This is a genomic window from Pseudomonas sp. 910_21, from assembly GCF_052850735.1.
This window is the reverse complement of the sequence record NZ_VXCY01000006.1, coordinates 416,588-442,033: the sequence shown is the minus strand read 5'-3', so window position 1 is coordinate 442,033 and position 25,446 is coordinate 416,588. Positions and strand designations below refer to the sequence as shown.

23 protein-coding genes are annotated in these 25,446 nt (G+C 63.0%); 15 read left to right on the top strand and 8 right to left on the bottom strand.

Features of this window, described 5'->3' with window-relative positions; all coding sequences use genetic code 11:
* Window positions 1–579: a GNAT family N-acetyltransferase gene (locus tag FW796_RS21090; protein ID WP_346632775.1), complete on the top strand. Its 579-nt coding sequence runs from the start codon at window positions 1–3 to the stop codon at window positions 577–579.
* Window positions 580–584: 5 nt separating this feature from the next.
* Here FW796_RS21090 and FW796_RS21085 read toward each other — a convergent pair whose 3' ends face one another.
* Both FW796_RS21085 and FW796_RS21080 read right to left on the bottom strand, forming a co-directional pair.
* Window positions 585–1,478: a LysR family transcriptional regulator gene (locus FW796_RS21085; RefSeq protein WP_346632776.1), complete on the bottom strand. Its 894-nt coding sequence runs from the start codon at window positions 1,476–1,478 to the stop codon at window positions 585–587.
* A gap of 74 nt (window positions 1,479–1,552) precedes the next feature.
* Window positions 1,553–1,789, bottom strand: a complete 237-nt coding sequence (locus FW796_RS21080) for a hypothetical protein (RefSeq protein WP_346632777.1) — start codon at window positions 1,787–1,789, stop codon at window positions 1,553–1,555.
* Window positions 1,790–2,004: 215 nt separating this feature from the next.
* Here FW796_RS21080 and FW796_RS21075 point away from each other — a divergent pair, with 215 nt between their 5' ends.
* Window positions 2,005–2,562 carry an NADPH-dependent FMN reductase gene (locus FW796_RS21075; RefSeq protein WP_296410717.1) on the top strand — a complete coding sequence of 186 codons (558 nt, stop codon included), beginning with the start codon at window positions 2,005–2,007 and terminating at the stop codon, window positions 2,560–2,562.
* Between the two features lie 124 nt (window positions 2,563–2,686).
* A complete protein-coding gene (locus tag FW796_RS21070; RefSeq protein WP_404939709.1) occupies window positions 2,687–3,973 on the top strand; it encodes an arsenic transporter in 1,287 nt (428 codons plus the stop codon).
* Between the two features lie 87 nt (window positions 3,974–4,060).
* Here the strand turns inward: FW796_RS21070 and FW796_RS21065 are convergent, their stop codons facing one another.
* Window positions 4,061–5,014: a DUF1853 family protein gene (locus FW796_RS21065; RefSeq protein ID WP_446439946.1), complete on the bottom strand. Its 954-nt coding sequence runs from the start codon at window positions 5,012–5,014 to the stop codon at window positions 4,061–4,063.
* A gap of 162 nt (window positions 5,015–5,176) precedes the next feature.
* Here FW796_RS21065 and FW796_RS21060 point away from each other — a divergent pair, with 162 nt between their 5' ends.
* Genes FW796_RS21060 through pepN form a run of 6 tightly spaced genes read left to right on the top strand, consistent with a single transcriptional unit; the run spans window position 5,177 to window position 11,677 of the window.
* A complete protein-coding gene (locus tag FW796_RS21060) occupies window positions 5,177–6,067 on the top strand; it encodes an NAD(+) kinase (protein ID WP_007920913.1) in 891 nt (296 codons plus the stop codon).
* On the top strand, window positions 6,064–7,038 hold the full coding sequence (locus FW796_RS21055; protein WP_185073803.1) for a metallophosphoesterase: 975 nt from the start codon (window positions 6,064–6,066) through the stop codon (window positions 7,036–7,038). Before FW796_RS21060 ends, FW796_RS21055 begins: the two co-directional genes overlap by 4 nt.
* Window positions 7,035–7,904 carry a rhomboid family intramembrane serine protease gene (locus tag FW796_RS21050; RefSeq protein ID WP_346632780.1) on the top strand — a complete coding sequence of 290 codons (870 nt, stop codon included), beginning with the start codon at window positions 7,035–7,037 and terminating at the stop codon, window positions 7,902–7,904. Before FW796_RS21055 ends, FW796_RS21050 begins: the two co-directional genes overlap by 4 nt.
* A gap of 15 nt (window positions 7,905–7,919) precedes the next feature.
* Window positions 7,920–8,180, top strand: a complete 261-nt coding sequence (locus tag FW796_RS21045; protein ID WP_346632781.1) for a YeaC family protein — start codon at window positions 7,920–7,922, stop codon at window positions 8,178–8,180.
* The gene (locus FW796_RS21040) at window positions 8,177–9,007 is read left to right on the top strand and encodes a DUF2797 domain-containing protein (RefSeq protein ID WP_346632782.1); all 831 of its coding nucleotides are present in this window, start codon (window positions 8,177–8,179) and stop codon (window positions 9,005–9,007) included. The genes FW796_RS21045 and FW796_RS21040 overlap by 4 nt, the downstream gene beginning before the upstream one ends.
* Window positions 9,008–9,019: 12 nt before the next feature.
* Window positions 9,020–11,677 (top strand): aminopeptidase N, encoded by a 2,658-nt coding sequence (gene pepN, locus FW796_RS21035; RefSeq protein ID WP_446439945.1) that lies wholly within the window; start codon window positions 9,020–9,022, stop codon window positions 11,675–11,677.
* A gap of 256 nt (window positions 11,678–11,933) precedes the next feature.
* Here pepN and FW796_RS21030 read toward each other — a convergent pair whose 3' ends face one another.
* Window positions 11,934–13,598, bottom strand: coding sequence for a SulP family inorganic anion transporter (locus FW796_RS21030; protein ID WP_346632784.1), 1,665 nt, complete (start codon window positions 13,596–13,598; stop codon window positions 11,934–11,936).
* Between the two features lie 411 nt (window positions 13,599–14,009).
* Here FW796_RS21030 and FW796_RS21025 point away from each other — a divergent pair, with 411 nt between their 5' ends.
* The 5 genes from FW796_RS21025 (at window position 14,010) to FW796_RS21005 (ending at window position 19,462) form a co-directional block, all read left to right on the top strand.
* On the top strand, window positions 14,010–15,059 hold the full coding sequence (locus FW796_RS21025; RefSeq protein ID WP_346632785.1) for a WD40/YVTN/BNR-like repeat-containing protein: 1,050 nt from the start codon (window positions 14,010–14,012) through the stop codon (window positions 15,057–15,059).
* Between the two features lie 32 nt (window positions 15,060–15,091).
* Complete coding sequence (locus FW796_RS21020; RefSeq protein ID WP_346632786.1) at window positions 15,092–17,467, top strand: efflux RND transporter permease subunit; 2,376 nt, start codon at window positions 15,092–15,094, stop codon at window positions 17,465–17,467.
* Between the two features lie 204 nt (window positions 17,468–17,671).
* Window positions 17,672–17,965, top strand: coding sequence for a DUF5629 family protein (locus FW796_RS21015; RefSeq protein ID WP_346632787.1), 294 nt, complete (start codon window positions 17,672–17,674; stop codon window positions 17,963–17,965).
* Window positions 17,952–19,127, top strand: a complete 1,176-nt coding sequence (locus tag FW796_RS21010; RefSeq protein WP_346632788.1) for a lactonase family protein — start codon at window positions 17,952–17,954, stop codon at window positions 19,125–19,127. Before FW796_RS21015 ends, FW796_RS21010 begins: the two co-directional genes overlap by 14 nt.
* 155 nt (window positions 19,128–19,282) lie before the next feature.
* Window positions 19,283–19,462: a hypothetical protein gene (locus tag FW796_RS21005; RefSeq protein WP_346632789.1), complete on the top strand. Its 180-nt coding sequence runs from the start codon at window positions 19,283–19,285 to the stop codon at window positions 19,460–19,462.
* A gap of 345 nt (window positions 19,463–19,807) precedes the next feature.
* Here FW796_RS21005 and FW796_RS21000 read toward each other — a convergent pair whose 3' ends face one another.
* The 3 genes from FW796_RS21000 to FW796_RS20990 all read right to left on the bottom strand — a co-directional run bounded on the left by FW796_RS21000 (window position 19,808) and on the right by FW796_RS20990 (window position 21,873).
* On the bottom strand, window positions 19,808–20,800 hold the full coding sequence (locus FW796_RS21000) for an AraC family transcriptional regulator ligand-binding domain-containing protein (protein ID WP_446439944.1): 993 nt from the start codon (window positions 20,798–20,800) through the stop codon (window positions 19,808–19,810).
* Between the two features lie 9 nt (window positions 20,801–20,809).
* A complete protein-coding gene (locus FW796_RS20995; protein WP_446439943.1) occupies window positions 20,810–21,646 on the bottom strand; it encodes an oxidoreductase in 837 nt (278 codons plus the stop codon).
* 65 nt (window positions 21,647–21,711) lie between these two features.
* Window positions 21,712–21,873 carry a hypothetical protein gene (locus FW796_RS20990; protein WP_446439942.1) on the bottom strand — a complete coding sequence of 54 codons (162 nt, stop codon included), beginning with the start codon at window positions 21,871–21,873 and terminating at the stop codon, window positions 21,712–21,714.
* A 275-nt stretch (window positions 21,874–22,148) separates the two neighbouring features.
* Here FW796_RS20990 and FW796_RS20985 point away from each other — a divergent pair, with 275 nt between their 5' ends.
* Window positions 22,149–22,274 carry a hypothetical protein gene (locus tag FW796_RS20985; RefSeq protein ID WP_256674552.1) on the top strand — a complete coding sequence of 42 codons (126 nt, stop codon included), beginning with the start codon at window positions 22,149–22,151 and terminating at the stop codon, window positions 22,272–22,274.
* A gap of 72 nt (window positions 22,275–22,346) precedes the next feature.
* Here FW796_RS20985 and FW796_RS20980 read toward each other — a convergent pair whose 3' ends face one another.
* Window positions 22,347–25,445, bottom strand: a complete 3,099-nt coding sequence (locus FW796_RS20980; RefSeq protein ID WP_346632793.1) for an efflux RND transporter permease subunit — start codon at window positions 25,443–25,445, stop codon at window positions 22,347–22,349.
* Window position 25,446 lies beyond the last annotated feature (1 nt).

Here is a 25,446-nt window from a genome sequence, read left to right as displayed (position 1 = left end):
ATGCAGCCTGTTGTGAATCCCAAGTATCCGGGGCTGGCGATCCGTGTGGCCGACGAGGGTTTCGCCGCCTACATCTGGGGCAGCGACTTCAGCTTCGAAGTCAGCGCCTACGCCGAGGCCGGGCGGGGCATGCCGGTGGCGGACTGGCCGCTGCGCAGGATAGTGCCTTACCGCAAGTGCTACGGCATCGATCCCGAAGAGTTCAGCAGTTACCGCAACGCCGCGGACAGCGAAATTTTCATGGCCTACCTTGACGACCAGCCCGTGGGGCATGTGGTGGTCAGCACCAATTGGAACGGCTACGGGCATATCGACGAGTTGGCGGTGCATGCGCCGGCCCGACGGCATGGCGTCGCCAAGGCGCTGCTGGAGGTGGCGCAGTTCTGGAGTCGCAAGAAGCAGTTGCCGGGGGTGATGCTGGAAACCCAGAACAACAATCTTGGGGCCTGTCGCCTGTATGAGCGCTGCGGCTACGTGGTGGGCGGGGTGGATCACCTGCGTTATCGCGGCATCGATCCGAACACTTGCGAAGTGGCGATCTTCTGGTACCGGCTGTTTGCCGATGAGCCTCAGGGGTAACGGTCCTAGCCGGCCAGCAGCGCCTCGGCCTGTTCAGTCAGCAGTTCCAGCAGGGCGCTGAGCAGGGGCGAGACCTCGCCGGCACTGCGGCGCAAGGCGTACAGCGTGACACTGATGGGGGGCGATAAGGGGCAGGCATCGAGCCCGGCGCTACGGGCGCCCACGGCTGTGAAAGGGTCGACGATGGCCAGGCCTTCACCGGCTTCCACCAGGCTGCGCATCATCTGATAGGTCTGTACCCGGGTCTGGATCACCGGGCTTGGCCGCAGATTCTGCAGCTTGCTGGCAAGTATCACGCTCAGCGGGTCCTGGCCCTCCAGGCCAACCATGGCCTGGCCGGCCAGTTCCTGCAGGGCCACGTACTTCTGTTTGGGTTGCAGCCAGCCATGGGGCGCCAGCAGGAACAGCTTGCCCTGAGCCAGGGCCTGGCTGTGGATGTCCGGGTGTTCGGGGTCATGCAGGCTCAGGCCCAGGTCACAGTCGTGCAGCAGCAGGCTGCGGACCATGTCGCGGGTGCTTTGACTGAGGAGGCTGCAGGGCGTATCGGCGAAGCGCCGGCGCAGGGCCGCGATGCACTGGGGCAACAGTTGCTGGACCAGAGGGGGCGTGCCGACGATGCGCAAAGGTGGAGCCTGATGAAACCTCAGGCTGTCGGCCAGGCGTTGTACCGGCTCGAAAGCGTCGTACACCCGGTTGATTGCCGGTTGCAGTTCCCGGGCTTCGCGGGTGGCCTGCAAGCGCCCGCGAACACTGGCGAACAGCATGAACCCCAACTGGCTTTCGGCATCGCGCAGCAAGGCCTCGACTTCAGCCACCGAGAGTTGCAGCAGTTCGGCGGCGGTGCCCAGGTGGGCGGTTTGCAGGAGCGCCTGAATCACTTCGATATGACGTAAACGCATGCTTGAAGTCCATGTCCAGCCGGTTAGGGAGTCAAGCGTTGAATCCTACCCCAAGTCCGGGCCGGCGGGCATGATCACTCACTTACATAGGTTTCCGGCTCCCGCACGATGGTGACGTCCGATTGCACCAGCAGGAACTGATTGTCATCGAGTTTCTTGACCCGGTCGCCAATGGCCAGGCGGTAGGTGGTAACGGGCTCCGAGCTGGCCAGGTCGCCCTCTGCGGGCATGGATTCCTGGAACTCGTGCACTGAGTACACCCGTCCCTCGGCATCTCTTGCATGGAATTGTCCGACAAGTACTGCAGCCATCTTTAGAGCCTCTGGAGATAAAACACGCAAATTCGGTGCTGTAGACCCGACGTGTGCAAGGTAAGTTTTGCTGGCCGGAAAAAATAATCCGCCGTCGCGGCAGACGGCGCCTCAGGTCCCGCAGGTTATGCCGGGAAATGGCGGGTGTGGGGTAGCAGGCGACCCCCAGGCTCATCTATAACTAACACCTTCTTCAAGCCAAGGGTTGGAATGCAATGAGCAATGTCTACAAAGTCGCAGTGCTGGTCGGCAGTCTGAGAAAACAATCCCTGAATCGCAAGGTGGCCCTGGCGCTGGCCGAGCTGGCGCCGGCGAACCTGCAGTTGAGCATCGTCGAGATTGGCGATCTGGCGCTGTACAACGAAGACATCGACGTGACGCCTCCTGCGGCCTACACCCGCTTTCGCGAGCAGATCGGCGCTGCCGATGCCGTACTGTTCGTCACTCCGGAATACAACCGCTCGGTACCGGCAGCCCTGAAGAACGCCATTGACGTCGGTTCGCGTCCCTATGGCAAAAGTGCCTGGAGCGGCAAGCCGGGAGCGGTGATCAGCGTTTCCCCGGGGGCCATCGGCGGCTTCGGTGCCAACCACCATCTGCGCCAGTCTCTGGTGTTCCTCAATGTGCCGTGCATGCAGCAGCCTGAAGCTTACCTGGGCGGTGCCGGCTCGGCATTCGACGAAGCGGGCAAACTGTCGGACGCTACCCGGCCGTTCCTGCAGAACTTCATCACGGCCTACGGCCAATGGGTCGAGCAGCACAAGAAAGCCTGACACCCCAACATCCCCCAGCTGTCGTAGGAGCCGGCTTGCCGGCGAACAGGCCCTTGAGTCTGGTGGCGCCCTGTGGGGCGCCTTCGCCGGCAAGCCGGCTCCTGCATAATCAAGAACCGCGCTCATGTTGATTGCAGTATCGATTTTCTTGCTGACCATTACCCTGGTGATCTGGCAGCCCAAAGGCCTGGGCGTCGGCTGGAGTGCGATGTTCGGCGCGCTCCTGGCGCTGCTCTGCGGCGTGGTGCAACTGGCCGATATCCCGGTGGTGTGGCAGATCATCTGGAACGCTACCGGCACCTTCGTCGCGCTGATCATCATCAGCCTGCTGCTGGATGAAGCCGGATTCTTCGCCTGGGCGGCCCTGCATGTGGCGCGCTGGGGCCGGGGCAGGGGGCGACGCCTGTTTGCCTTCATGGTGCTGCTGGGAGCCCTGGTGTCGGCACTGTTCGCTAACGACGGCGCGGCGCTGATCCTCACGCCCATCGTCATCTCCATGCTTCTGGCCTTGCGCTTTTCTGCCGCCACCACTCTGGCTTTCGTCATGGGTGCCGGATTCATCGCCGACACCGCGAGCTTGCCGCTGGTGGTGTCGAACCTGGTGAACATCGTCTCGGCGGATTTTTTCAAGATAGGTTTCAACCGGTATGCGGCGGTGATGCTGCCGGTCAATCTGGTGAGCGTCGCCGCGACCCTCGCGGTGCTGCTGTGGTTTTTTCGCCGGGACATCCCCGAACAATACGATCCGCATCAATTGGCCGAACCCGACAGCGCCATCCATGACCGGGCAACCTTCATCGCCGGCTGGTGGGTGCTGCTGATCCTGCTGCTGGGCTGTTTTGCCCTGGAGCCTCTGGGGATTCCCATCAGCGCCATTTCTGCCGTCTGTGCGACCTTGCTGCTGGTGATTGCGGCTCGCGGACAGCGGATTTCCACCCGCAAGGTGCTCAAGGAGGCACCGTGGCAGATCGTGATTTTCTCCCTGGGCATGTATCTGGTGGTTTATGGCTTGCGTAATGCCGGGCTGACCGGACACTTGGCAGGATGGCTCGACGGCTTTGCCGCTGGCGGGGTCTGGGGGGCGGCGCTGGGCACCGGATTGCTCACGGCGGGGCTGTCGTCGGTGATGAACAATTTGCCCACGGTGCTGATCGCTGCCTTGTCCATCGATGCCAGCCAGGCCACGGGGGTGGTCAAGGAGGCGATGATCTACGCCAATGTGATCGGCAGCGACCTGGGACCGAAGATCACCCCCATCGGCAGCCTGGCAACCTTGCTCTGGCTGCATGTGCTGGAGCGCAAGGGCATTCATATCGGCTGGGGGTATTACTTCCGGGTCGGCATCGTGCTGACACTGCCAGTGCTGCTGGTCACCCTGGCGGCGTTGGCGCTGCGCCTGTCTCTGATGTAGGAGCCGGCTTGCCGGCGAAGAGGCCTTCACGCCTTGTGCCGCCCCCGGCATCGCCTTCGCTGGCAAGCCAGCTCCTACCGTAGCTTGTCAGGGCTGCTGCGCGGGGACATGGGGCCAGAGATCGGCCACCAGAAACAGCCGCTCGACTTCTTCCCAGCCACCTTCAGGGGTTTCCTCGAGCCGCACCAGCAACTGCGCCGGTGCCTGGGGATCAAGCTCCGCCAGCCATTGCTGCAATTGCACGGCGGTCCAGGCCTGCTCCACCGAGTAGTGGGCGGGCGCCAGCCAGGCGTGGCGGGGCAGGGGCTGCCAGCGTCCGAGTGCGCTCTGGGCGATGAAGGCGGGCCAGTCGCGCTGATGCAGCCAGCGCCCCTGCAGGTGTTGTGGGTGAGCGCCTTGGGGCGGTTCGGCGTGGCCCGGCCAGGGATAAAGCAGGTAGCCCCCCAGCCACAGGTGGGCGCTGAACTGCTGGATATCCAGCGCTGCCAGGGCTTCGCGGCTTTCGGCCCGGGCGGAAATCGGCAGTTGGTGCTCGTCCAGGTGCGCCAGCTTGCGGTCCAGGCGGTCGTGGCAGCCCGGGCCAAGCCATTGTGCGCTGTCGCTGCCGTCGCCGTGCTGCGGGCCCAGGTACAGCTTGATCGCCAGTTCAAGGTGATGCACGCCTTCGCGGTCGCGCAGCAGCATGTCCAGTTCACCGAGGGTGTGTCCCTCACGGCGGATCGGCAGATTGGCTGCCAGCAGCTCCACTCCCGGCGCATGCCGCACGGCAAATTGCCAGAGGCGTTCGTAGTACAGGCCCAGGCGCCGGGTCCGACCCTGAGTCAGCCAATGGCGCAAGGCGCGGCTGTCCAGATCCTGGCATCGCAGCCAGTGGGCCAGCAGTTGCGGCGCCTGCACCCAGTCGCTGCCGGCCAGGGGGTGGCGCTGTGGCCAGGGCGTCTGGCTGAGCATCGGCGGCGCGAGGATGACCCAGGCGAGGTCGCGGACTTCAGGTTGACGCAACTGGCGGGGGAGGCTGAGCAAATCCGGGAACAGGAGCATCTTGCGAGCATAGACGCAAACCTGTGCCGTTCGCGATAAATGCGTGCCACTCGCAGTTGCGTCGGCTGCTCCCAAGCGCCCGTGGCTGAAAGGATTTTGTCTAACGCCGGGTTTCGCCCATAATCCTCCGTTTCGCCCGTACCCGAATTCCGCAGGAGCCCCATGGAGCAGTTTCGCAATATCGGCATTATCGGTCGCCTGGGCAGTTCCCAGGTGCTGGACACAGTTCGCCGACTGAAGAAGTTTCTGCTGGCGCGCCACCTGCACGTGATCCTTGAAGACACCATCGCCGAAGTCCTGCCGGGCCACGGTCTGCAGACCTCCTCGCGCAAGCTGCTGGGCGAGGTCTGCGACATGGTGATCGTGGTGGGCGGCGACGGTAGCCTGCTGGGCGCCGCGCGGGCCCTGGCCCGGCACAATATTCCGGTGCTGGGGATCAACCGCGGCAGTCTGGGCTTTCTCACCGACATCCGCCCCGATGAGCTGGAAGTCAAGGTCGCCGAGGTGCTCGACGGCCACTACCTGGTGGAAAACCGCTTCCTGCTGCAGGCCGAAGTCCGGCGCCATGCCGAGGCCATCGGTCAGGGCGACGCGCTGAACGACGTGGTGCTGCACCCGGGCAAGTCGACGCGGATGATCGAGTTCGAGATCTACATCGACGGCCAGTTCGTCTGCAGCCAGAAGGCCGACGGCCTGATCGTCGCCACGCCCACCGGTTCCACGGCCTATGCGCTGTCCGCCGGCGGACCGATCATGCATCCCAAGCTCGATGCCATTGTGATTGTGCCGATGTACCCCCATACCTTGTCTGGAAGGCCGATCGTGGTCGATGGCAATAGTGAGCTGAAAATCGTCGTGTCCAAAGATATGCAGATCTATCCGCAAGTCTCCTGTGACGGGCAGAACCACTTCACCTGTGCCCCGGGCGACACCATCACGGTCAGCAAGAAGGCGCAGAAACTGCGCCTGATCCATCCGCTGGACCACAACTACTACGAGGTCTGCCGGACCAAACTCGGCTGGGGCAGCCGACTGGGTGGTGGAGGCGACTGATGCTCGATCCCGCGCGTAGCTACGACCTGATCGGTGACGTGCACGGTTGCGCCCTGACCCTGGAGCACTTGCTGGATCGGCTCGGTTATCACAAGCAGGGCGGCGTCTGGCGGCACCCGTCGCGCATGGCCGTGTTCCTCGGCGACATCATCGACCGCGGCCCGCGAATCCGTGAATCCCTGCATATCGTCCACGACATGGTCGTGGCCGGCCAGGCGTTGTGCATCATGGGCAACCATGAGTTCAACGCCCTGGGCTGGAGCACCCCGGCGGCGGCTGGCAGTGGCAAGCAGTTCGTGCGCGAACATACCCCGCGCCATGCCCGGCTGATCCACGAAACCCTGACCCAGTTCGAACAGCACCCCGGCGACTGGCACGACTTCCTCGAGTGGTTCTATGAACTGCCGCTGTTCGTCGACGCCGGCCGTTTCCGTGTGGTGCACGCTTGCTGGGATGCCGGCCTGATCGCGCCCCTGCGCCAGCAGTATCCGGACGGTTGCATCGATCGAGCCTTCCTCCAGGCTTCGGCGCTGCCCGACAGTTTTGCCAGCACGGCTTTCGATCGCCTGCTGCGGGGCACGGACATGCGTTTGCCCCATGGCCTGACCATGACCAGCGGCGACGGCCTGACCCGGGCGTTCTTCCGCACCAAGTTCTGGGAAGACGACCCGCAGACCTACGGCGACATCGTCTTTCAGCCCGATGCCTTGCCCGATCCGGTGGCGCGCACGCCGTTGTCCCCGGCCGAGAAAAACAGCCTGCTGCGCTACGGCGCCGACGAACCGATGTTGTTCGTCGGCCACTACTGGCGCAGCGGCAAGCCGGCGCCGATCCGGCCCAACCTGGCGTGCCTGGATTACAGTGCGGTGCTCTACGGCAAGCTCGCCGCGTATCGGCTGGACCAGGAAACCCGCCTGGACCCGAATAAATTTGTCTGGGTCGACGTCGAGCGCCCCGAGGTATTGCGATGAGCGCGGTAGCGGTTTTGCGTCTGCCCCTGGCCACGGATCTGAGTGGTTTCGTCAAGCTGCTGCAACGGATGCAGGTGCCCCACCGGGTCAGTGAAGAGGCCGGCGAGCAGGTGCTCTGGGTGCCGGAATCCATCAGTGAGGATGTGCGGGGCCTGTACCAGCGCTTTCCCCAGGGCGATCCCGAACAGCAACTGGACATCCCGCAACCTGCGACCCCGGCCCGCGTCGGTCTGGGGCAACAGTTGCGCCGCAGCCCGATTACCGCGCTGATCCTGCTGCTGAGCCTGGCGGTGTGCGGCATCACCCTGCTGGGGGACAACCTGCAAACCCTGAGCTGGTTCACCTTCCTCGAGTTCCGCGTGGTCGGCGACTACATCCAGTTCAGCTCCCTGGCCGACAGCCTGGCGGCGGGGCAGTGGTGGCGCCTGGTGACACCGATGCTGATCCACTTCGGCATCCTGCATATCGCCATGAACGGCATGTGGTACTGGGAACTGGGGCGGCGCATCGAGTTGCGCCAGGGCAGCATCAACCTGCTGGGCTTGACCCTGCTGTTCAGCCTGGTGTCCAACTACGCCCAATACTATTTCAGTGGCCCGACCCTGTTCGGCGGCCTGTCCGGGGTGCTCTACGGTCTGCTCGGGCATTGCTGGATCTACCAATTATTGTCCCCCAACCCCATCTACCGCCTGCCTCGGGGCGTGCTGGTGATGATGCTGGTGTGGCTGCTGCTGTGCCTGTCCGGGCTGGTGTCGATGATCGGTTTCGGCGAAATCGCCAACGCCGCCCACGTCGGCGGGTTGCTCGTCGGTTGCCTCACCGGCTTGTTGGGCGGCTTGTACAGTCGCCGTAAACTGACCCTTTAAATGCTGGAGTCTTGTATGTCGTCCTTTGTCGAAATGATCGAAAACATCACCCCCGAGATCTACCAGAGCCTGAAACTGGCGGTAGAGATCGGCAAATGGTCCGATGGCCGCAAGCTCACCGCCGAGCAGCGCGAACTGTCCCTGCAGGCGATGATCGCCTGGGAAATGCACAACCTGCCCGAGGAACAACGTACCGGCTACATGGGCCCGCAGGAATGCGCCTCGAAGTCGGCGCCTGTGCCGAACATCCTGTTCAAGTCGGATGCCATCCATTGATCGAGATTGGCCGCGGTTCCATCAGCAAAATGTCGGCACGCCTGGACGGGCCGAATGTTCAGTACGCTTTTCGCCTGGGTGACACCGAGGTGCCGGTCAATCCCATGATCGGCACCCAGGTGCGCCTGGAATACCTGGGGGCGATCCACTGCACCCACTGCGGACGCAAGACCAAGACCAGTTTCAGCCAAGGCTACTGCTATCCCTGCATGACCAAGCTGGCCCAGTGCGATATCTGCATCATGAGTCCGGAACGCTGCCACTACGACGCCGGCACCTGCCGCGAGCCGTCCTGGGGCGAGCAGTTCTGCATGACCGATCATGTGGTCTATTTGGCCAACTCCTCGGGGATCAAGGTCGGCATCACCCGTGCCACCCAGTTGCCCACCCGCTGGCTTGACCAGGGCGCCAGCCAGGCGCTGCCAATCATGCGCGTGGCGACCCGCCAGCAATCGGGCTTCGTCGAGGACCTGTTCCGTTCCCAGGTGGCCGACAAGACCAACTGGCGCGCCTTGCTCAAGGGCGATGCGGTGGCGGTGGACCTGGTCCAGGTGCGCGAGCAACTGTTCGAATCCTGCGCCGAGGGCCTGCTGGCCCTGCAGGAACGTTTTGGCCTGCAGGCCATCCAGCCGGTGCGTGATATCGAGCCTCTGGAGATGCGTTATCCGGTCGAGCAGTACCCGGCCAAGATCGTCAGCTTCAACCTGGACAAGAACCCGATTGCCGAAGGCACGCTGCTGGGGATCAAGGGCCAGTACCTGATCTTCGACACCGGCGTGATCAACATTCGTAAGTACACGGCCTACCAGCTCGCCGTGCATCAGTAGAAGGAATTCGTCATGCGCACCGATCAACCGAAGATGATCTACCTGAAGGACTATCAGGCCCCCGAGTACCTGATCGACGAGACCCACCTGACCTTCGAGTTGTTCGAGGACCACAGCCTGGTCCATGCGCAGCTGGTGATGCGGCGCAATCCGGCTCGTGGCGCCGGGCTGCCACCGCTGGTGCTGGATGGCCAGCAGCTGGAACTGCTGTCGGTGAGCCTCGCCGATCAGCAACTGAGTGCTGATGACTACCAGCTCGACGACAGCCACCTGACCCTGCACCCCACCAGTGCCAGCTTCACCCTGGATACCAGTGTGAAGATCCACCCGGAAAGCAACACCGCCCTGGAAGGCCTGTACAAGTCCAGCGGCATGTTCTGCACCCAGTGCGAGGCCGAAGGCTTTCGCAAGATCACCTATTACCTCGATCGCCCGGATGTGATGAGCAAGTTCACCACCACCGTGGTGGCCGAGCAGCACAGCTATCCGGTATTGCTCTCCAACGGTAACCCGATCGCCAGCGGCCCCGGTGAAGACGGCCGGCACTGGGCGACCTGGGAAGACCCGTTCATGAAGCCGGCCTACCTGTTCGCCCTGGTGGCCGGTGACCTGTGGTGCGTCGAAGACAGCTTCCGCACCCAGAGCGGCCGCGATGTGGCGCTGCGTATCTATGTCGAGCCGGAAAACATCGACAAGTGCCAGCACGCCATGAACAGCCTGAAGAAGTCCATGCGCTGGGACGAAGAAACCTACGGCCGCGAGTACGACCTGGACATCTTCATGATCGTCGCGGTGAACGACTTCAACATGGGCGCCATGGAAAACAAGGGCCTGAACATCTTCAACTCCAGCGCCGTGCTGGCCCGCGCCGAAACCGCCACCGACGCCGCCCACCAGCGGGTCGAGGCCATTGTCGCCCACGAATACTTCCACAACTGGTCGGGCAACCGCGTGACCTGCCGCGACTGGTTCCAGCTGTCGCTCAAGGAAGGTTTCACAGTGTTCCGCGATGCCGGTTTCTCCTCGGACATGAACTCGCGCACCGTCAAGCGCATTCAGGACGTGGCCTACCTGCGGACCCACCAGTTCGCCGAAGACGCCGGCCCCATGGCCCATGCCGTGCGCCCGGAAAGCTTTATCGAGATTTCCAACTTCTACACCCTGACCGTGTACGAAAAGGGCTCGGAAGTGGTGGGCATGATCCACACTTTGCTCGGGGCTGCCGGCTTCCGTAAGGGCAGCGACCTGTACTTCGAGCGCCATGACGGTCAGGCCGTGACCTGCGACGACTTCGTCAAGGCCATGGAAGACGCCAATGGCGTCGATCTGACCCAGTTCAAGCGCTGGTACAGCCAGGCCGGTACGCCACGGCTGGCGGTGAGCGAGTCCTACGACGCCGCCGCCAAGACCTACAGCCTGACCTTCCGCCAGAGCTGCCCGCAAACCCCGGACAAGGTGGAAAAACTGCCGTTCGTGATCCCGGTGGAACTGGGCCTGCTGGACTCCAAAGGGGCAGGCATCGCCTTGCGCCTGTCCGGCGAAAGCGCCGCCCAGGGGACTTCCCGGGTGATCTCGGTGACCGAGGCCGAGCAGACCTTCACCTTTGTCGATATTGCTGAACACCCGCTGCCGTCGCTGCTGCGGGGCTTCTCGGCGCCGGTGAAGCTGAGCTTCCCTTACAACCGCGATCAACTGATGTTCCTCATGCAGCACGACAGCGACGGTTTCAACCGTTGGGACGCCGGTCAGCAGTTGGCCGTGCAAGTGTTGCAAGAACTGATCGCCCAGCATCAGCAGGGTCAGGCACTGGTGATGGACGAACGTCTGGTGACCGCCCTGGGCACCGTGCTGGCGGATGACAGCCTGGACCAGGCCATGGTCGCGGAGATGCTGTCCCTGCCGGGCGAGGCCTATCTGACCGAAATCAGCGAAGTGGCGGATGTCGAGGCGATCCACGCGGCTCGCGAGTTTGCCCGTCAGCAACTGGCTGACAGCCTGTTTGACGCGCTATGGAAGCGTTATCAGGCCAACCGGGCAGTGTCCAAGGCCACGGCCTATGTGGCCGAGTCCGAGCACTTCGCCCGTCGTGCGTTGCAGAACATTGCCCTGTCGTACCTGATGTTGACCCGCAAGCCCGAAGTGCTGGCGGTGGCCATCGAACAGTTCGACAGCGCCGACAACATGACCGAGCGTCTCACCGCCCTGGCGGTCCTGGTCAACTCGCCGTTCGAGGCCGAGAAGGCCCAGGCCCTGGCAGTGTTCGCCGAGAACTTCAAGGACAATGCCCTGGTCATGGACCAGTGGTTCAGCGTCCAGGCCGGCAGTCCGTTGCCGGGCGGTCTGGCGCGGGTCCAGGCGCTGATGCAGCACCCGGCGTTCAACCTCAAGAACCCGAACAAGGTGCGGGCATTGGTGGGGGCGTTTGCCGGGCAGAACCTGATCAACTTCCACGCGGCCGACGGCTCGGGTTATCGCTTCCTGGCGGATCTGGTGATCCAGCTCAACGGCTTCAACCCGCAGATTGCCTCGCGGCAACTGGCGCCGCTGACTCGCTGGCGCAAATACGACAGCGCCCGCCAGGCGTTGATGAAAGGCGAACTGGAGCGCATCCGCGCCTCCGGCGAGCTCTCCAGCGATGTCTTTGAAGTGGTGAGCAAAAGCCTCGCCTGAGGCTTGTATCGCCCCCGGCATCGCCTTCGCTGGCAAGCCAGCTCCTACGGTGACCCAAGCACCGCCCCCTCGTAGGAGCCGGCTTGCCGGCGAAGCGGCCCTCAAGCCTTGTACCGCCCCGGCATCGCCTTCGCTGGCAAGCCAGCTCTACGGTGGCTCAAGCTACCGCACACCCCGTGTAGGAGCCGGCTTGCCGGCGAAGAGGCCCTCAAGCCTTGCACCGCCCCTGGCATCGCCTTCGCTGGCAAACCAGCCCCTACGAGAACGGCGGTGGTGTGGGGGCGGGGGGGATTTCGCTCTGTAACGCTTCGCTCAAGTCGCGGTGATAGTTCTGCGCGCCAATGGCGTGCAGGATGCCCACTCGCTCAAGCTTGGCGTGAACCTTCAGGTTGGCTTCGCACAGTTTCACCACGATCCCACGCTTGTGCAGCTGGCCAATCACTTCCTCCAGGGTCTGCAGCCCAGTGATATCCATGAACGGCACATGCTTGAGGCGGATGATCAGCAGCCTCGGATCGCTGTGGGTCTGGGCCAGGGCCCGTTCAAAGGTTTCTGCCGCGCCAAAGAACAACGGTCCTTCGATGGTGTAGATCAGCACCCCCGGTGGCAGGTGCCCGCGCCCTTTGTCGCGCAGTTCGTTTTCCAGATCCTCTCCCACCACCTGCTGCACCTCCACCGAGGAGGCCATGCGCCGCAGGAAATGCAGCATCGCCAGGATCACTCCGATGTTCACCGCGATCACCAGATCACTGAACACCGTCAACACAAAGGTACACAGCAGGATCGCCACATCCGCCCGGGGCGCGCGTTGCACCATGCGCTTGAAGTGGTGCAGCTCACTCATGTTGTAGGCCACCACGAACAGGATCGCCGCCAGGGCGCATAACGGGATATCCGCCGCCAGTGGCGCAAGAAACAGGATGATCAGCACCAGCACCACGGCGTGGGTGATGCCGGCCAGCGGGCTGCTGCCGCCGTTGCGGATGTTGGTGGCGGTGCGGGCAATGGCGCCGGTGGCGGCGAACCCGCCAAACAGCGGCGTGGCCAGGTTGGCGATGCCCTGGCCGATCAGTTCCTGGTTGGAGTCATGGCGGGTGCCGGCCATGCCGTCGGCCACCACCGCCGACAACAGCGATTCGATGGCTCCGAGCATGGCGATGGCGAAGGCCGGTCCTATCAGGTCGAGTATTCGTGGCAGGCTGATGTCGGGCAGTTGCAGGGTCGGCAAGCCCTGGGGAATACCGCCAAAGGCACTGCCGATGGTGGCCACGCCCTGGAACTGGAACAGTGACTGCAAGGCGGTGGCCAGGATCATGGCCACCAGCGGCGCCGGCAGGCGCTTGAGCGCCGGGATTTTCGGTACCCACAACAGCAGCGCCAGGCTGAGCAGGGCCAGCAAGGTGGTGGCCAGATGCAGGTCGGGCAGGGCTTGCAGCAGGTGCCAGAGCTTCTGGTGGAAGTGTTCGCCCTGGACGGCGGGCAGGCCAAAGAAGTCTTTCCACTGGCTGACCCAGATGATCACGCCGATCCCGGCGGTGAAGCCGAGAATCACCGGGTCGGGAATGAACTTGATCAAGGCGCCCAGGCGGCTGATGCCCAGCAGGAACAGGATGATCCCGGCCATCATGGTAGCCAGTTGCAGGCCGTCGACTCCGTACTTGGCGGTGACCCCGGCGAGAATCACGATAAAGGCCCCGGTGGGTCCGGCGATCTGCAAGCGGCTGCCGCCGAACAGCGACACCAGCAGGCCACCGACGATGGCGGTGTAGATGCCCTGTTCCGGCTTGACCCCGGAGGCAATGGCAAACGCCATGGCCAGGGGCAGCGCCACCACGCCGACAATGACCCCGGCCACCAGATTGCGGCCCCAGTGCCGGGGGCCGAGCAGGCCAGCCTTCCACGCCTCGCGTATGGCAATCATGCGTCACTCCTGAAGGTCATCGGGCTCGCCACCCACGCCGCTCATCATAGTCAACGGCGGGTAGCGGCGGCCTATGCCCTGGATCAGTCTTTGGTCGTGTGCCGGCGGCATTCAGCTAAATCGGCGAGGTTTTCGTACCCGTCTCAACGACTCACGGCCCGCTGCATACGAGTATCGATCAGCCCAGCGAATGCCCGGGCATTCAGGGGCTTCGCTGTGGGCGGTGATTAACAAAAGATAACGTGGCGTTGATTGTCAGACCTTTCGAAAGCCCGATAGGATAGCCCGCAGCCGAAGGGGCTCTAGATTGCAGGTTTCAGGACGATCGTCGCGATCGATCCAGGCATCGCAAACCCCTGAAGGCGCCCTGAGAGGTCAAGTGACCTGACAATAATAATGGGGGAATGGTCTATGAGTGAGCCTGTCATGGGTGTGGTTGTTGGCCGCCCGCCGGCACTGCGCACGTTCGCATTGCTGGCTACAGCGCTCTCGCTGTTGGGTGTCGTGACGCTGTCGACACCGGTACTGGCCGCTGCCACCGCAGCGGATACTGTCTATTCCATCGAATCGCCCAAGGCGGCGAAAAGCCTGATGCTCGATGTAGTCCACGCCGGCAAGCGCCTGGTCGCGGTGGGCGATCGCGGGCACATTCTCTATTCCGACGATCAGGGAGCATCCTGGGTCCAGGCCAAGGTGCCGACCCGGCAGTTGCTGACCGCGGTGTATTTCGTCGATGACCAGCACGGCTGGGCGGTGGGGCATGATGCCCAGGTCCTGGCCAGCACCGATGGCGGCGTCACCTGGAGCCAGCAGTTCCAGGACCTCAAGCGTGAAGCGCCCTTGCTCGATGTGTGGTTCAAGGACACCCGCAGCGGCTTCGCCGTCGGTGCCTATGGTGCCTTGCTGGAAACCACCGACGCTGGCCAGCACTGGGAGGATGTCAGCGACCGCCTGGACAACGAAGACCAGTTCCACCTCAACGCCATTGCCGAGGTCAAGGGTTCCGGGTTGTTCATCGTCGGCGAGCAGGGCAGCATGTTCCGCTCCACCGATGACGGGCAGACCTGGGAGCGCCTCGAAGGCCCCTATGAAGGCTCGCTGTTCGGCGTGATCGCTACCGGCCAGCCGGCGACCCTGCTGGTCTACGGCCTGCGGGGCAATCTCTATCGTTCCACGGATTTCGGCAGCACCTGGGAGCAGGTGGAGTTGAACGCTGCCCGCGGCGCCCTGGAGTTCGGTCTGTCCGGTGCCACCTTGCTCGATGACGGCTCGTTGGTGATTGTCGGCAACGGCGGCAGCGTGATCCGCAGCAGCGATCACGGCCAGACGTTCAGCGTGTTCAACCGCCAGGACCGCATCTCGCTGTCGTCGGTGGCCGCTGCCGGCAATGGCAACCTGATCCTGGCCGGGCAGGGCGGGGTACGGGTCTCTGCGGCAACCGGCGCTGAAGTCGGCAAATAAGCCGGGCACATAATAAGAAGGTGGGGAATTCCATGAGCAGTCATCACCAGGACAAGGCGAACTTTCTCGAACGCCTGATTTTCAACAACCGCCCGGCAGTGATCTTCATCTGCCTCTTGGTCAGCGCTTTCCTGTTCTGGCAAGCAACCCTGATCCGCCCGTCCACCAGTTTCGAAAAGATGATCCCGCTCAAGCACCCGTTCATCGAACGGATGATGGAGCACCGCAACGACCTGGCCAACCTGGGCAATACCGTGCGCATCTCGGTGGAGGCCCGCGACGGCGACATCTTCACCCAGGAGTACATGGAGACCCTGCGGCAGATCAACGACGAGGTGTTCTACATCTCCGGCGTCGATCGCTCCGGGCTCAAGTCGCTGTGGAGCCCCAGCGTGCGCTGGACCGAGGTGACCGAAGAAGGCTTCGCCGGTGGCGAGGTGATCCCCCAGAGCTACAACGGCTCTGCCGAAAGCCTCGACAAGTTGCGCAACAACGTCCTCAAGTCCGGCCAGGTCGGGCGTCTGGTGGCCAACGATTTCAAATCCAGCATCGTCGACATCCCGTTGCTGGAGTCCTACCCGGACCCTCAGGACCAGGGCAAGCTGCTGGCCCTGGACTACCAGAAGTTCTCCCACCAGCTGGAAGAGAAGATCCGCGACAAGTTCGAGGCGCAGAACCCCAATGTGAAGATCCACATTGTCGGCTTCGCCAAGAAGGTCGGCGACCTGATCGATGGCCTGATCATGGTGGTGATGTTCTTCGGCGTGGCCTTCATCATCACCCTGGTGCTGCTGTACTGGTTCACCTGGTGCATCCGCAGCACCATCGCGGTGCTGATCACCACCCTGGTGGCGGTGGTCTGGCAGTTGGGGCTGATGCACGCCTTCGGCTTTGGCCTGGACCCGTATTCGATGCTGGTGCCGTTCCTGATCTTCGCCATCGGCATCTCCCACGGGGTGCAGAAGATCAACGGTATCGCCCTGCAGTCCAGTGACGCCGACAACGCCCTGACCGCGGCGCGGCGTACCTTCCGCCAACTGTTCCTGCCGGGGATGATCGCGATCCTCGCCGACGCCGTGGGTTTCATCACCTTGCTGATCATCGATATCGGGGTGATCCGCGAGCTGGCCATCGGTGCCTCCATCGGCGTGGCGGTGATCGTGTTCACCAACCTGATCCTGCTGCCGGTAGCGATTTCCTACGTCGGTATCAGCAAGCGCGCCGTGGAGCGCAGCAAGAAGGACGCGTCCCGCGAGCATCCGTTCTGGCGCCTGCTGTCCAACTTCGCCAGTCCCAAAGTGGCACCGATCTCCATCGCCCTGGCCCTGGTAGCCTTTGGCGGCGGCCTCTGGTACAGCCAGAACCTGAAGATCGGCGACCTCGACCAGGGCGCACCGGAGCTGCGTCCCGACTCGCGCTACAACAAGGACAACAACTTCATCATCAGCAATTATTCCACCAGCTCCGACGTGCTGGTGGTGATGGTCAAGACCGCGTCCGAAGGCTGCTCGCGCTATGAAGCCATGGCCCCCATCGACGAGCTGATGTGGAAGATGCAGAACACCGAGGGCGTGCAGTCGGCGATCTCCCTGGTGACCGTGTCCAAGCAGATGATCAAGGGCATGAACGAGGGCAACCTGAAATGGGAAACCCTGTCGCGCAACCCCGACGTGCTCAACAACTCCATCGCCCGGGCCGACGGCCTGTACAACAACAACTGCTCCCTGGCGCCGGTGCTGGTGTTCCTCAACGACCACAAGGCCGCGACCCTGGACCGTGCGGTACATGCAGTGCAGGAGTTCGCCACCGAACACAACAAGGACGGCCTGGAGTTCATCCTCGCCGCCGGTAACGCCGGGATCGAGGCGGCCACCAACGAAGTGATCAAGGAGTCCGAGCTGACCATCCTGATCCTGGTGTACATCTGTGTGGCCGGCATGTGCATGATCACCTTCCGCTCCTGGGCGGCGACCCTGTGCATCGTCCTGCCGCTGGTGCTGACTTCGGTGCTGGGCAACGCGCTGATGGCCTTCATGGGCATCGGCGTCAAGGTCGCGACCTTGCCGGTGGTAGCGCTGGGGGTGGGGATCGGTGTCGACTACGGCATCTATATCTACAGCCGCCTGGAAAGCTTCCTGCGGGCCGGACTGCCATTGCAGGAGGCCTACTACCAGACCCTGCGCTCCACCGGTAAGGCGGTGCTGTTCACCGGCCTGTGCCTGGCCATCGGCGTGTGCACCTGGATCTTCTCGGCGATCAAGTTCCAGGCCGACATGGGGTTGATGCTGACCTTCATGCTGCTGTGGAACATGTTCGGCGCTCTGTGGCTGCTGCCGGCCCTGGCGCGGTTCCTGATCAAGCCGGAGAAGCTGGCGGGGCAGAAGGGCAACTCGCTGTTCGCTCACTGATCCCGTTGCGTGAATACCCAGCCGCACCCTCGGGTGCGGCTTTTTCATGCCCGGCGTGCAGAGGGAAAAGCCGGTGGTGCTGAAGAACCGGGCGGCCCCGGCGGAGGGTGTACTTGGGACAGTCGCCTGCGCGGCGCAATGCTGGCCCAACCCGCTTGCGCCAATCAGCTATCATTGCGCCTTTCCAATTGATGATTGATCGCTATGACCGCTGCTACCGACACCTTGCTCACTGCCCTTGAAGCCTGCGACATGCTGGAAATCGACGGCCTGCACGCCTTCGATTTCGCCCTCGACGAGCAGCGCCTGCTGATCGAGTGCATGGATGGTCGCGCCGCCAAGCGCTGGAGCTTCACCCTGGCCCAGGTGCAGGCCGCGACTTTTGATCAGGCGCTGCAGAGCTGGACCCTGGTCGGTGACTCCGGCGAGCACCGCCTGGTGTGCATGAGCGCGTTCAGTGCCCGTGACGAAGAGGAGAGTGAGCATGAAGATGCGTAATTTCTGGCCGCTGTTGATGGCCGGCAGTGTCGGCGCCATGGCGGTCCAGGCCGCTCCGGCGGATACCCAGGAACTGCTGGTGGGCTCCTACACCCAGGGGCAGAGTCAGGGCCTGTATCGCCTGCATTTCAACGAGCGTACCGGGCAGATCGATGCCAAGCCGCTGCAAGTGGTGAAGAGCTCCAACCCGTCCTGGCTGACCCTGTCCAAGGACCAGAAATTCGTCTTCGCGGTGAATGAAAACAGCCCGGGGCAGGTTGACCCCATCGGTCGGGTCAGCAGCTACAGCCTGGCGCCCAAGACCCATCAACTGAACCTGATCAACCAGGTACAGAGCCAGGGCAACGAGCCCACTCACTCCAGCCTGAGCGCCGACGGCAACTACCTGTTCGTCAGCAACTATTCGGTGGATGTGGACCCGGGCGGCAGCCTGGCAGTGGTGCCGGTCAGCGCCGACGGTCACCTGTCGCCGGTGGTGCAACTCACCAGCCATCCGGCCAGCCGGGTCGATCCCGAGCGCCAGCAGTCGGCCCACGTGCATTCGTCGGTGTCGTCCCCGGACGGCCGGTTCGTGTTCGCCAACGACCTGGGGGCGGACAAGATCTTTGTCTACCGCTATGACCCCAAGGCCAATCCGGAGCACCCGCTGGTACCGGCTGACCCGGCCTTCGTCCAGTTGCCTGCGGGCAGTGGTCCGCGTCACTTGCTGTTCAGTGCCGATGGCAAACATGCCTACCTGACCATGGAAATGAGCGCCCAGGTGGCGGTCTTCGACTATCAGGACGGCAAGCTGACCCAGCGTCAGCTGGTGGATCTGGCGGCCAACGGCTCCAGGGAGAAAAAGGCCGCTGCGGCCCTGCATGCCTCCAAGGACGGTCAGTACCTCTATGTCAGCAACCGTGGCACCGCCAACCAGTTGCTGGTGTTCGCCATCGATCAGAGCAATGGCCAGCTCAAGGAGATCCAGCGCCGTTCCGTGGAGGGCGATCACCCCCGAGAGTTCAGCCTGGACCCGAGCAACCGCTACGTGCTGATCGGCAACCAGAAAAGCAATGAAATCGTGGTGATCGAACGCGACGCCAAGACCGGTTTCCTGGGCAAGACGGTGCAGAAACTGCCCTTCGAAGCCCCCAGCGACATCAAGTTCCTGGTGCGTCAATAAGCCACAGGCCCCGTCGTTCGGGGCCTGACTGCTTCTATCAATGACGCTGATAATGGCTACTGCCGCAAAGAATTTTTTCCCGCCAACCCTCGGGAGTAAGTTTGCTTCACGGCCCACACGGGCAAGCAAGCCAACTGAATCCGAGGGTTACACCGATGAACTTCAATCTCTTCTCCGTGATCGCAGCCTCAGCCATTTCCGCCAGCGTGGTTCTGCCAGCCAGTGCCAACGTGGAAATCAGCCAGAAGAAATCCTCCACCAACACCTACACCCAGAAATACCTGCAACAAAGCGCCAACTTCTACGCCGCCCTGGACCACAAGAGCCACGGCTGATCGGCTAGCTTTACGCCTATGCTGGCTAGCCAGCTGGCATGTCCAGCGCGCTATCTACGTTGCCCCGTAGCCACTGAGTTCCTCACACGATTTGCGCCCAAGCCTGCATGGCTTGCCGACCTTATGATCGATAAGGTCTGCTCCATGTCATAGGGGAGGGCGCAAGGGGAAAGGTTGGTCTGGTGTTAGTAACTGGCTGCTTTCGGCCAGACGCAGACGATCGGCCCTGATCTGCTTATGGCTACAGAAGCCAAGGAGTCAGCTCGATTCGTTCTAAACCGTCTCAGATGCGCTTTCGAATTGGGGCGGCGGGATGCCCACTCCGTCACGATTGACTGAACGTCGTCAACTCGCCTTGCGATAGCGTATCGGACTGATGCCGTTCCAAGCGGTGAAGGCACGGACAAACGAGTTACCGTCCTGGAAACCCAGGAGAAAGGCGATTTCCCCAGACGACAAGGTCGAGTTGCTCAGATAATGCCGGGCCAGCTCGGCACGGGTGGCGCCAAGAATGCCTTGGAAGTTGGCGGCTTCGGCACTCAAAGCCCGCTGCAGACTGCGTTTGCTCATGGCCAGGTGACTGGCTACGGCCTCGATGGAACCCAGCCCGCTGGGTAGCATTTGCAGCAGTGCCACCCGCACACGCTCAGCGATGCCAGCCTCGGCATCCAGCATCGACAGACGCTGGCGCAGGTTGCTCGCAAAGAAGTCCCACATCTGCACATCCTCGGTTAGAAACGGCCGCACCGCATCTGCGGCGCAAAAACGGATGCGATTGCTCGTGCCGGCGCTGACAGGCACGCCGAAGAAGTCTTGATAGGCTTCGGCCTGCTGTGGCGGCTGCACCAGCGTCACAGCCAATGGCACGATCGCCTGGCGGGTAGCCAGCCGCGCCAGCTGGGTGAAGAACACCAGCTCCGCGGTACACAGCGCGCGCGGCAACGCACCGCTATAGCCGTAGCAGTTCAGTTCGACCGTGGTGGCGTCGGCAGTGATCTCCTGCAACAGGTGCATTGGCCCGATCAGGCGTTTGAACTCGCTCAGGCGCTGCAGGGCGACGTTCAGATTGGGGCTGCACAGGCTGGCGAAAATCGGAGGATCAAAAACTTCCACCGAGAGTGCCTGGGCAATCGCCAGTGGCAGCTCCAGATCGCCTGCAGCTGTCTCCAAGCCACGCCACAAGGCAAAGTAATCGGCCGGTGTGAGGCTGGCGTCGGCGCGACTGAATAGATCTCCCGGCAAACCGGCCAGAGCCAGGACGTCGGCCGGCTGCAGCCCCAGGTCGGTGATCAACAGTCTCCAGCCGCGGTGGACACTAAAACGACTCGCCTGTTTCACGGTGTACCCTTACTTAACGGTCGACAGCACCAGTTTGTCGAAAAGCCGGTCACCAAACCACTTGCGGATGAACAGCATCGGTCGTGCGTATTTGCCAGCGATATAGCGCGTTTTCGGGCGTCGGGCACGGACTGCATGCAGGATCAGCGAGCTGATCACCTGCGGATCAGAACCACCGCCACTGGCATAGCTGCTCCGGGTGGCGGCGGCCGTAGCCCGGGCCATGGGTGCGTAGGCGCCACTGCCGGAGCGCTGCAGCAGGGGGGTGACCATGACCTCACCAAACTCGGTGGAAATGACTCCTGGTTCGATGATCACCACGTCGATGCCAAAGGGCCCCAGTTCCAGACGCAAGCAGTCCGACCAACCCTCCAGGGCATGTTTGCTGGCGTGGTACCAACTACCCAGCGGCGTGTAGAGGCGGCCGCCCATCGACGAAATATTGATGATCCGCCCGCCACGCCGCTCGCGCATCGCCGGTAACAGCAGCTGAGTCAGGCGCGCCAGACCGAACAGATTGACCTCGAACTGATAGCGCGCCTCATCGATGCCAGTCTCTTCCATGGCGCCATACAGACCGAAGCCGGCATTGTTGATCAATACATCGACTGCGCCATGCCGGCCCTGAATGCGCTCGACGGCCGCCCGTACTTGCTCATCGCAGGTGATGTCCATCTGCAACGTATGTACGCCAAGCTGTCGCAAATCGTCCATCTGTTCCAGGCGACGAGCGACGGCATAGACCACCAGTCCCTCATCGTGCAATGCCTTGGCGAAAGCCTTGCCCATACCTGAAGAGGCACCGGTAACCAGGGCCACTCGTGTGGGTGAATTGTGCGCGGTCATCTGCTTTCTCCTCGATTGGAATGCATTCGATGCTACGCAGCCATACTCCGGGAGTAACTCGCAGATCACGCCAATTTCAATGCCGATGGTGCCGGTTGCCAGCCCATCACTCCCAATAGGTCGCAACTGTCACGCAGCAGAATCGCCGCTGCGTTGGAGATATGTTGCAGATCGGTGTCGTCAGCACTCTTGAGCTCTGCGCGGGAGAGGCTTTCCAGTGGAGTCACTGCCGGTAAACGTGCGGCACCGTTGGCGTGTAGCCAGAGCCAAAGCAAATGGCGGCCTTTCGGTCTGGCCTTTCTCCTATAGAAGCTGGCCGAGCGGTGTTGCGCTTGCCGGCGAATAGGCCCTCAAGGCATGCGCCGCCATTGATGACGCAAATGGGTAGGGTGTTTGCGACGCAATCCACACACCAGGCAAATTTTACTTGGTAGTGTCACATAGCCATGTGTTTAAATTTGACGCTGAATTATTGACTCTTTCCCGAGCAAGGATCGATAGCATGGTGATGCGTCTGGCCGTGGTTCTGCTGTTGCTCTATTCCACCCCCATCCTGTCTTCTGCGCAGCCTGTCGAAGGTGAGCCAGAGACCTCTCGTGAGCGTTTGACCAGCCTGTTGCAGGACTGACGCTCGAGGCTGGATTCAGCGTGGCAAGCAAGGAAGGAACGGGCCCCGGAACCGGGGCCCGTGTGCCTGGGTTCAGTTCTTGGACGAACCGCGTCTTACCAGTTTCATGACTACGACGAAGAACACCGGGACGAAGATCACCGCCAGTGTCGCGGTGATCATGCCGCCGATCACGCCGGTACCGATGGCCTGCTGGCTGGCGGAACTGGCGCCGGTGGCAATGGCCAGGGGCACCACGCCGAGGATGAAGGCCAGGGACGTCATGACGATCGGCCGCAGACGCAGGCGTGCTGCCTGCACCGTGGCGTCGATCAGGTCGTGGCCTTCGTCGTACAGGCTCTTGGCGAACTCGATGATCAGGATCGCGTTCTTCGCCGACAGGCCGATGATGGTGATCAGGCCCACCTTGAAGAACACGTCGTTGGGCATCCCGCGCAAGCTCACCGCCAGCACCGCACCCAGCACCCCGAGGGGCACCACCAGCAGCACCGAAGTTGGAATCGACCAGCTCTCGTAGAGCGCCGCCAGGCACAGGAACACGATCAGCAGCGACAGGCCCAGCAACAGCGGCGCCTGACTGCCTGAGAGGCGTTCCTGCAAGGACAGACCGGTCCACTCCAGGCCCAGGCCGGCCGGCAATTGGCTCACCAGGCGCTCGACTTCCTGCATCGCTTCACCGGTGCTGTGGCCCGGAGCCGGCTCGCCGGAAATGGCGATCGCCGGGTAGCCGTTGTAGCGGGTCAGCTGGGCCGGCCCCAGGCTCCAGGTGGCGCGGACGAAGGCTGACAGCGGCACCATCTTGCCGGCGCTGTTGCGCACGTTCATCCGCAGCAGGTCCTCGACCTGGCTGCGTTGATCGCCTTCAGCCTGGACCACCACCCGCTGCATACGTCCCTGGTTGGGGAAGTCGTTGATATAGGCCGAGCCCAGGGCGGTGGACAGCAGGTTGCCAATGTCGGCGAAGGACACGCCCAGGGCGTTGGCCTGCTTGCGGTCAACTTCCAGCTGTACCTGGGGTGCCTCGGCCAGGGCGCTCTCGCGGACGTTGGCCAGGATCGGGCTCTTCTCTGCATTCTTCAGCAGCTCGGTTCGGGCTTGCATCAGGGCCGCGTGGCCGACGCCACCACGGTCCTGCAGGCGGAACTCGAAGCCGCTGGAGGTGCCCAGGCCATCGATCGGCGGCGGCAGTACGGCGTACACCACGGCGTCCTTGATCGCACTCAGGGCGCCGTTGGCGCGGTCGGCGATGGCCATGGCCGAGTCGTCGCTGCCCCGTTGCGACCAGTCCTTGAGGGTGGTGAAGGCCAGGGCGGCGTTCTGTCCACTGCCGGAGAAGCTGAAGCCGAGGATGATGGTGCTGTCGCCCACCCCCGGTTCGCCGGCGTTGTGTGCCTCGATCTGCTCCACCACCTTGATCGTGCGGTTCTGGCTGGCCCCGGGAGGCAGCTGGATATCGGTGATGGTGTAGCCCTGGTCCTCCACCGGCAGGAACGAGGAGGGCAGGCGGCTGAACAGCAGCGCCATGATCGCCAGCAGTGCGGCGTAGATCAGCAAGTAGCGACCGGTGCGTTTGAGGGCATAGCTCACGCCACCCTCGTAGCGGTTGCTCAGGCTTTCGAAACGCCGGTTGAACCAGCCGAAGAAACCTGTGCGCTCATGGTGCTCGCCCTTGGCAATGGGCTTGAGCAGGGTGGCGCACAGGGCCGGGGTCAGGGTCAGGGCGAGGAACGCCGAGAACAGGATCGAGGTGGCCATGGACAGCGAGAACTGCTGGTAGATCACCCCCACCGAACCGGGCATGAAGGCCATGGGAATGAACACCGCGACCAGCACCAGGGTGATGCCGATGATGGCCCCGGTGATCTGCTTCATGGCCTTGCGCGTGGCCTCCTTGGGCGACAGGCCCTCGGTGGCCATGATCCGCTCGACGTTCTCCACCACCACAATGGCATCGTCCACCAGGATGCCGATGGCCAGCACCATGCCGAACATGGTCAGCACGTTGATGGAGAAACCCAGGGCCAGCATGGTGGCGAAGGTCCCCATCAGCGCCACCGGCACCACCAGGGTCGGGATCAGGGTGTAACGGATGTTCTGCAGGAACAGGAACATCACCAGGAACACCAGGGCCATGGCTTCCAGCAGGGTGTAGATCACTTTGGTGATCGAGACCTTGACGAAGGGCGAGGTGTCATAGGGGATCTTGTATTCCACGCCGGCGGGGAAGTAGCGCGACAGCTCGTCCATCTTCGCCCGGATCAGGGTCGCGGTATTCAGCGCGTTGGCCCCGGGGGACAGCTGCACGCCGACCGCGGTGGAGGGCTTGCCGTTCAGGCGTGTGCCGAACTGGTATTCCTGGCTGCCGACTTCGACCCGCGCCACATCGCCGATGCGCACCGTGGAGCCGTCGGGATTGGCCCGCAGGACAATGTCGGCGAACTCTTCGGGGGTGGTCAGCTGGCCCTTGACCAGGATGGTGGCGGTGATTTCCTGGCTGGACGGATTGGGCAGATCGCCGATGCTGCCTGCCGGCACCTGGGCGTTCTGCGCGCTGATGGCAGCATTGACGTCCGCCGGGGTCAGGTTGAAACCGATCAGCTTCTGCGGGTCGAGCCAGATGCGCATGGCCCGCTCGGCGCCATACAGCTGGGCCTTGCCGACCCCGTCCACGCGGCGGATCTCGTTCATCACGTTGCGCGCCAGGTAGTCGCTGAGGGCCACATCGTTGAGGCGCCCGTCATTGGAGGTCAGGGTGATCAGCAGCAGGAAGCCGGCGGAGACTTTCTCCACCTGCAGGCCTTGCTGGGTCACGGCCTGGGGCAGGCGCGGCTCCACCGCCTTGAGGCGGTTTTGCACGTCCACCTGGGCCAGCTCCGGGTTGGTGCCGGGCTGGAAGGTGGCGGTGATGGTGGCGCTGCCCAGGCTGCTCTGGGAGGAGAAGTACAGCAGGTGGTCGGCACCGTTGAGTTCCTGCTCGATCAGGCTGACCACCGACTCGTCCAGGGTCTGCGCCGAGGCGCCCGGATAGACCGCGTAGATCTCGATCTGCGGCGGCGCCACGGTGGGGTACTGCGCCACCGGCAGTTGGGGAATCGCCAGGGCGCCACCCAACAGGATGAAGAAGGCGACCACCCAGGCGAATACCGGGCGGTCAATAAAGAATTGCGGCATG

Coding starts and splice junctions, on each gene's coding strand:
- FW796_RS21090 (WP_346632775.1), top strand. CDS start 1: ATGCAGCCTGTTGTGAATCCCAAGTATCCGGGGCTGGCGATCCGTGTG.
- FW796_RS21085 (WP_346632776.1), bottom strand. CDS start 1,478: ATGCGTTTACGTCATATCGAAGTGATTCAGGCGCTCCTGCAAACCGCC.
- FW796_RS21080 (WP_346632777.1), bottom strand. CDS start 1,789: ATGGCTGCAGTACTTGTCGGACAATTCCATGCAAGAGATGCCGAGGGA.
- FW796_RS21075 (WP_296410717.1), top strand. CDS start 2,005: ATGAGCAATGTCTACAAAGTCGCAGTGCTGGTCGGCAGTCTGAGAAAA.
- FW796_RS21070 (WP_404939709.1), top strand. CDS start 2,687: ATGTTGATTGCAGTATCGATTTTCTTGCTGACCATTACCCTGGTGATC.
- FW796_RS21065 (WP_446439946.1), bottom strand. CDS start 5,014: ATGCTCCTGTTCCCGGATTTGCTCAGCCTCCCCCGCCAGTTGCGTCAA.
- FW796_RS21060 (WP_007920913.1), top strand. CDS start 5,177: ATGGAGCAGTTTCGCAATATCGGCATTATCGGTCGCCTGGGCAGTTCC.
- FW796_RS21050 (WP_346632780.1), top strand. CDS start 7,035: ATGAGCGCGGTAGCGGTTTTGCGTCTGCCCCTGGCCACGGATCTGAGT.
- FW796_RS21045 (WP_346632781.1), top strand. CDS start 7,920: ATGTCGTCCTTTGTCGAAATGATCGAAAACATCACCCCCGAGATCTAC.
- pepN (WP_446439945.1), top strand. CDS start 9,020: ATGCGCACCGATCAACCGAAGATGATCTACCTGAAGGACTATCAGGCC.
- FW796_RS21030 (WP_346632784.1), bottom strand. CDS start 13,598: ATGATTGCCATACGCGAGGCGTGGAAGGCTGGCCTGCTCGGCCCCCGG.
- FW796_RS21025 (WP_346632785.1), top strand. CDS start 14,010: ATGAGTGAGCCTGTCATGGGTGTGGTTGTTGGCCGCCCGCCGGCACTG.
- FW796_RS21020 (WP_346632786.1), top strand. CDS start 15,092: ATGAGCAGTCATCACCAGGACAAGGCGAACTTTCTCGAACGCCTGATT.
- FW796_RS21015 (WP_346632787.1), top strand. CDS start 17,672: ATGACCGCTGCTACCGACACCTTGCTCACTGCCCTTGAAGCCTGCGAC.
- FW796_RS21010 (WP_346632788.1), top strand. CDS start 17,952: ATGAAGATGCGTAATTTCTGGCCGCTGTTGATGGCCGGCAGTGTCGGC.
- FW796_RS21005 (WP_346632789.1), top strand. CDS start 19,283: ATGAACTTCAATCTCTTCTCCGTGATCGCAGCCTCAGCCATTTCCGCC.
- FW796_RS20995 (WP_446439943.1), bottom strand. CDS start 21,646: ATGACCGCGCACAATTCACCCACACGAGTGGCCCTGGTTACCGGTGCC.
- FW796_RS20985 (WP_256674552.1), top strand. CDS start 22,149: ATGGTGATGCGTCTGGCCGTGGTTCTGCTGTTGCTCTATTCCACCCCC.
- FW796_RS20980 (WP_346632793.1), bottom strand. CDS start 25,445: ATGCCGCAATTCTTTATTGACCGCCCGGTATTCGCCTGGGTGGTCGCC.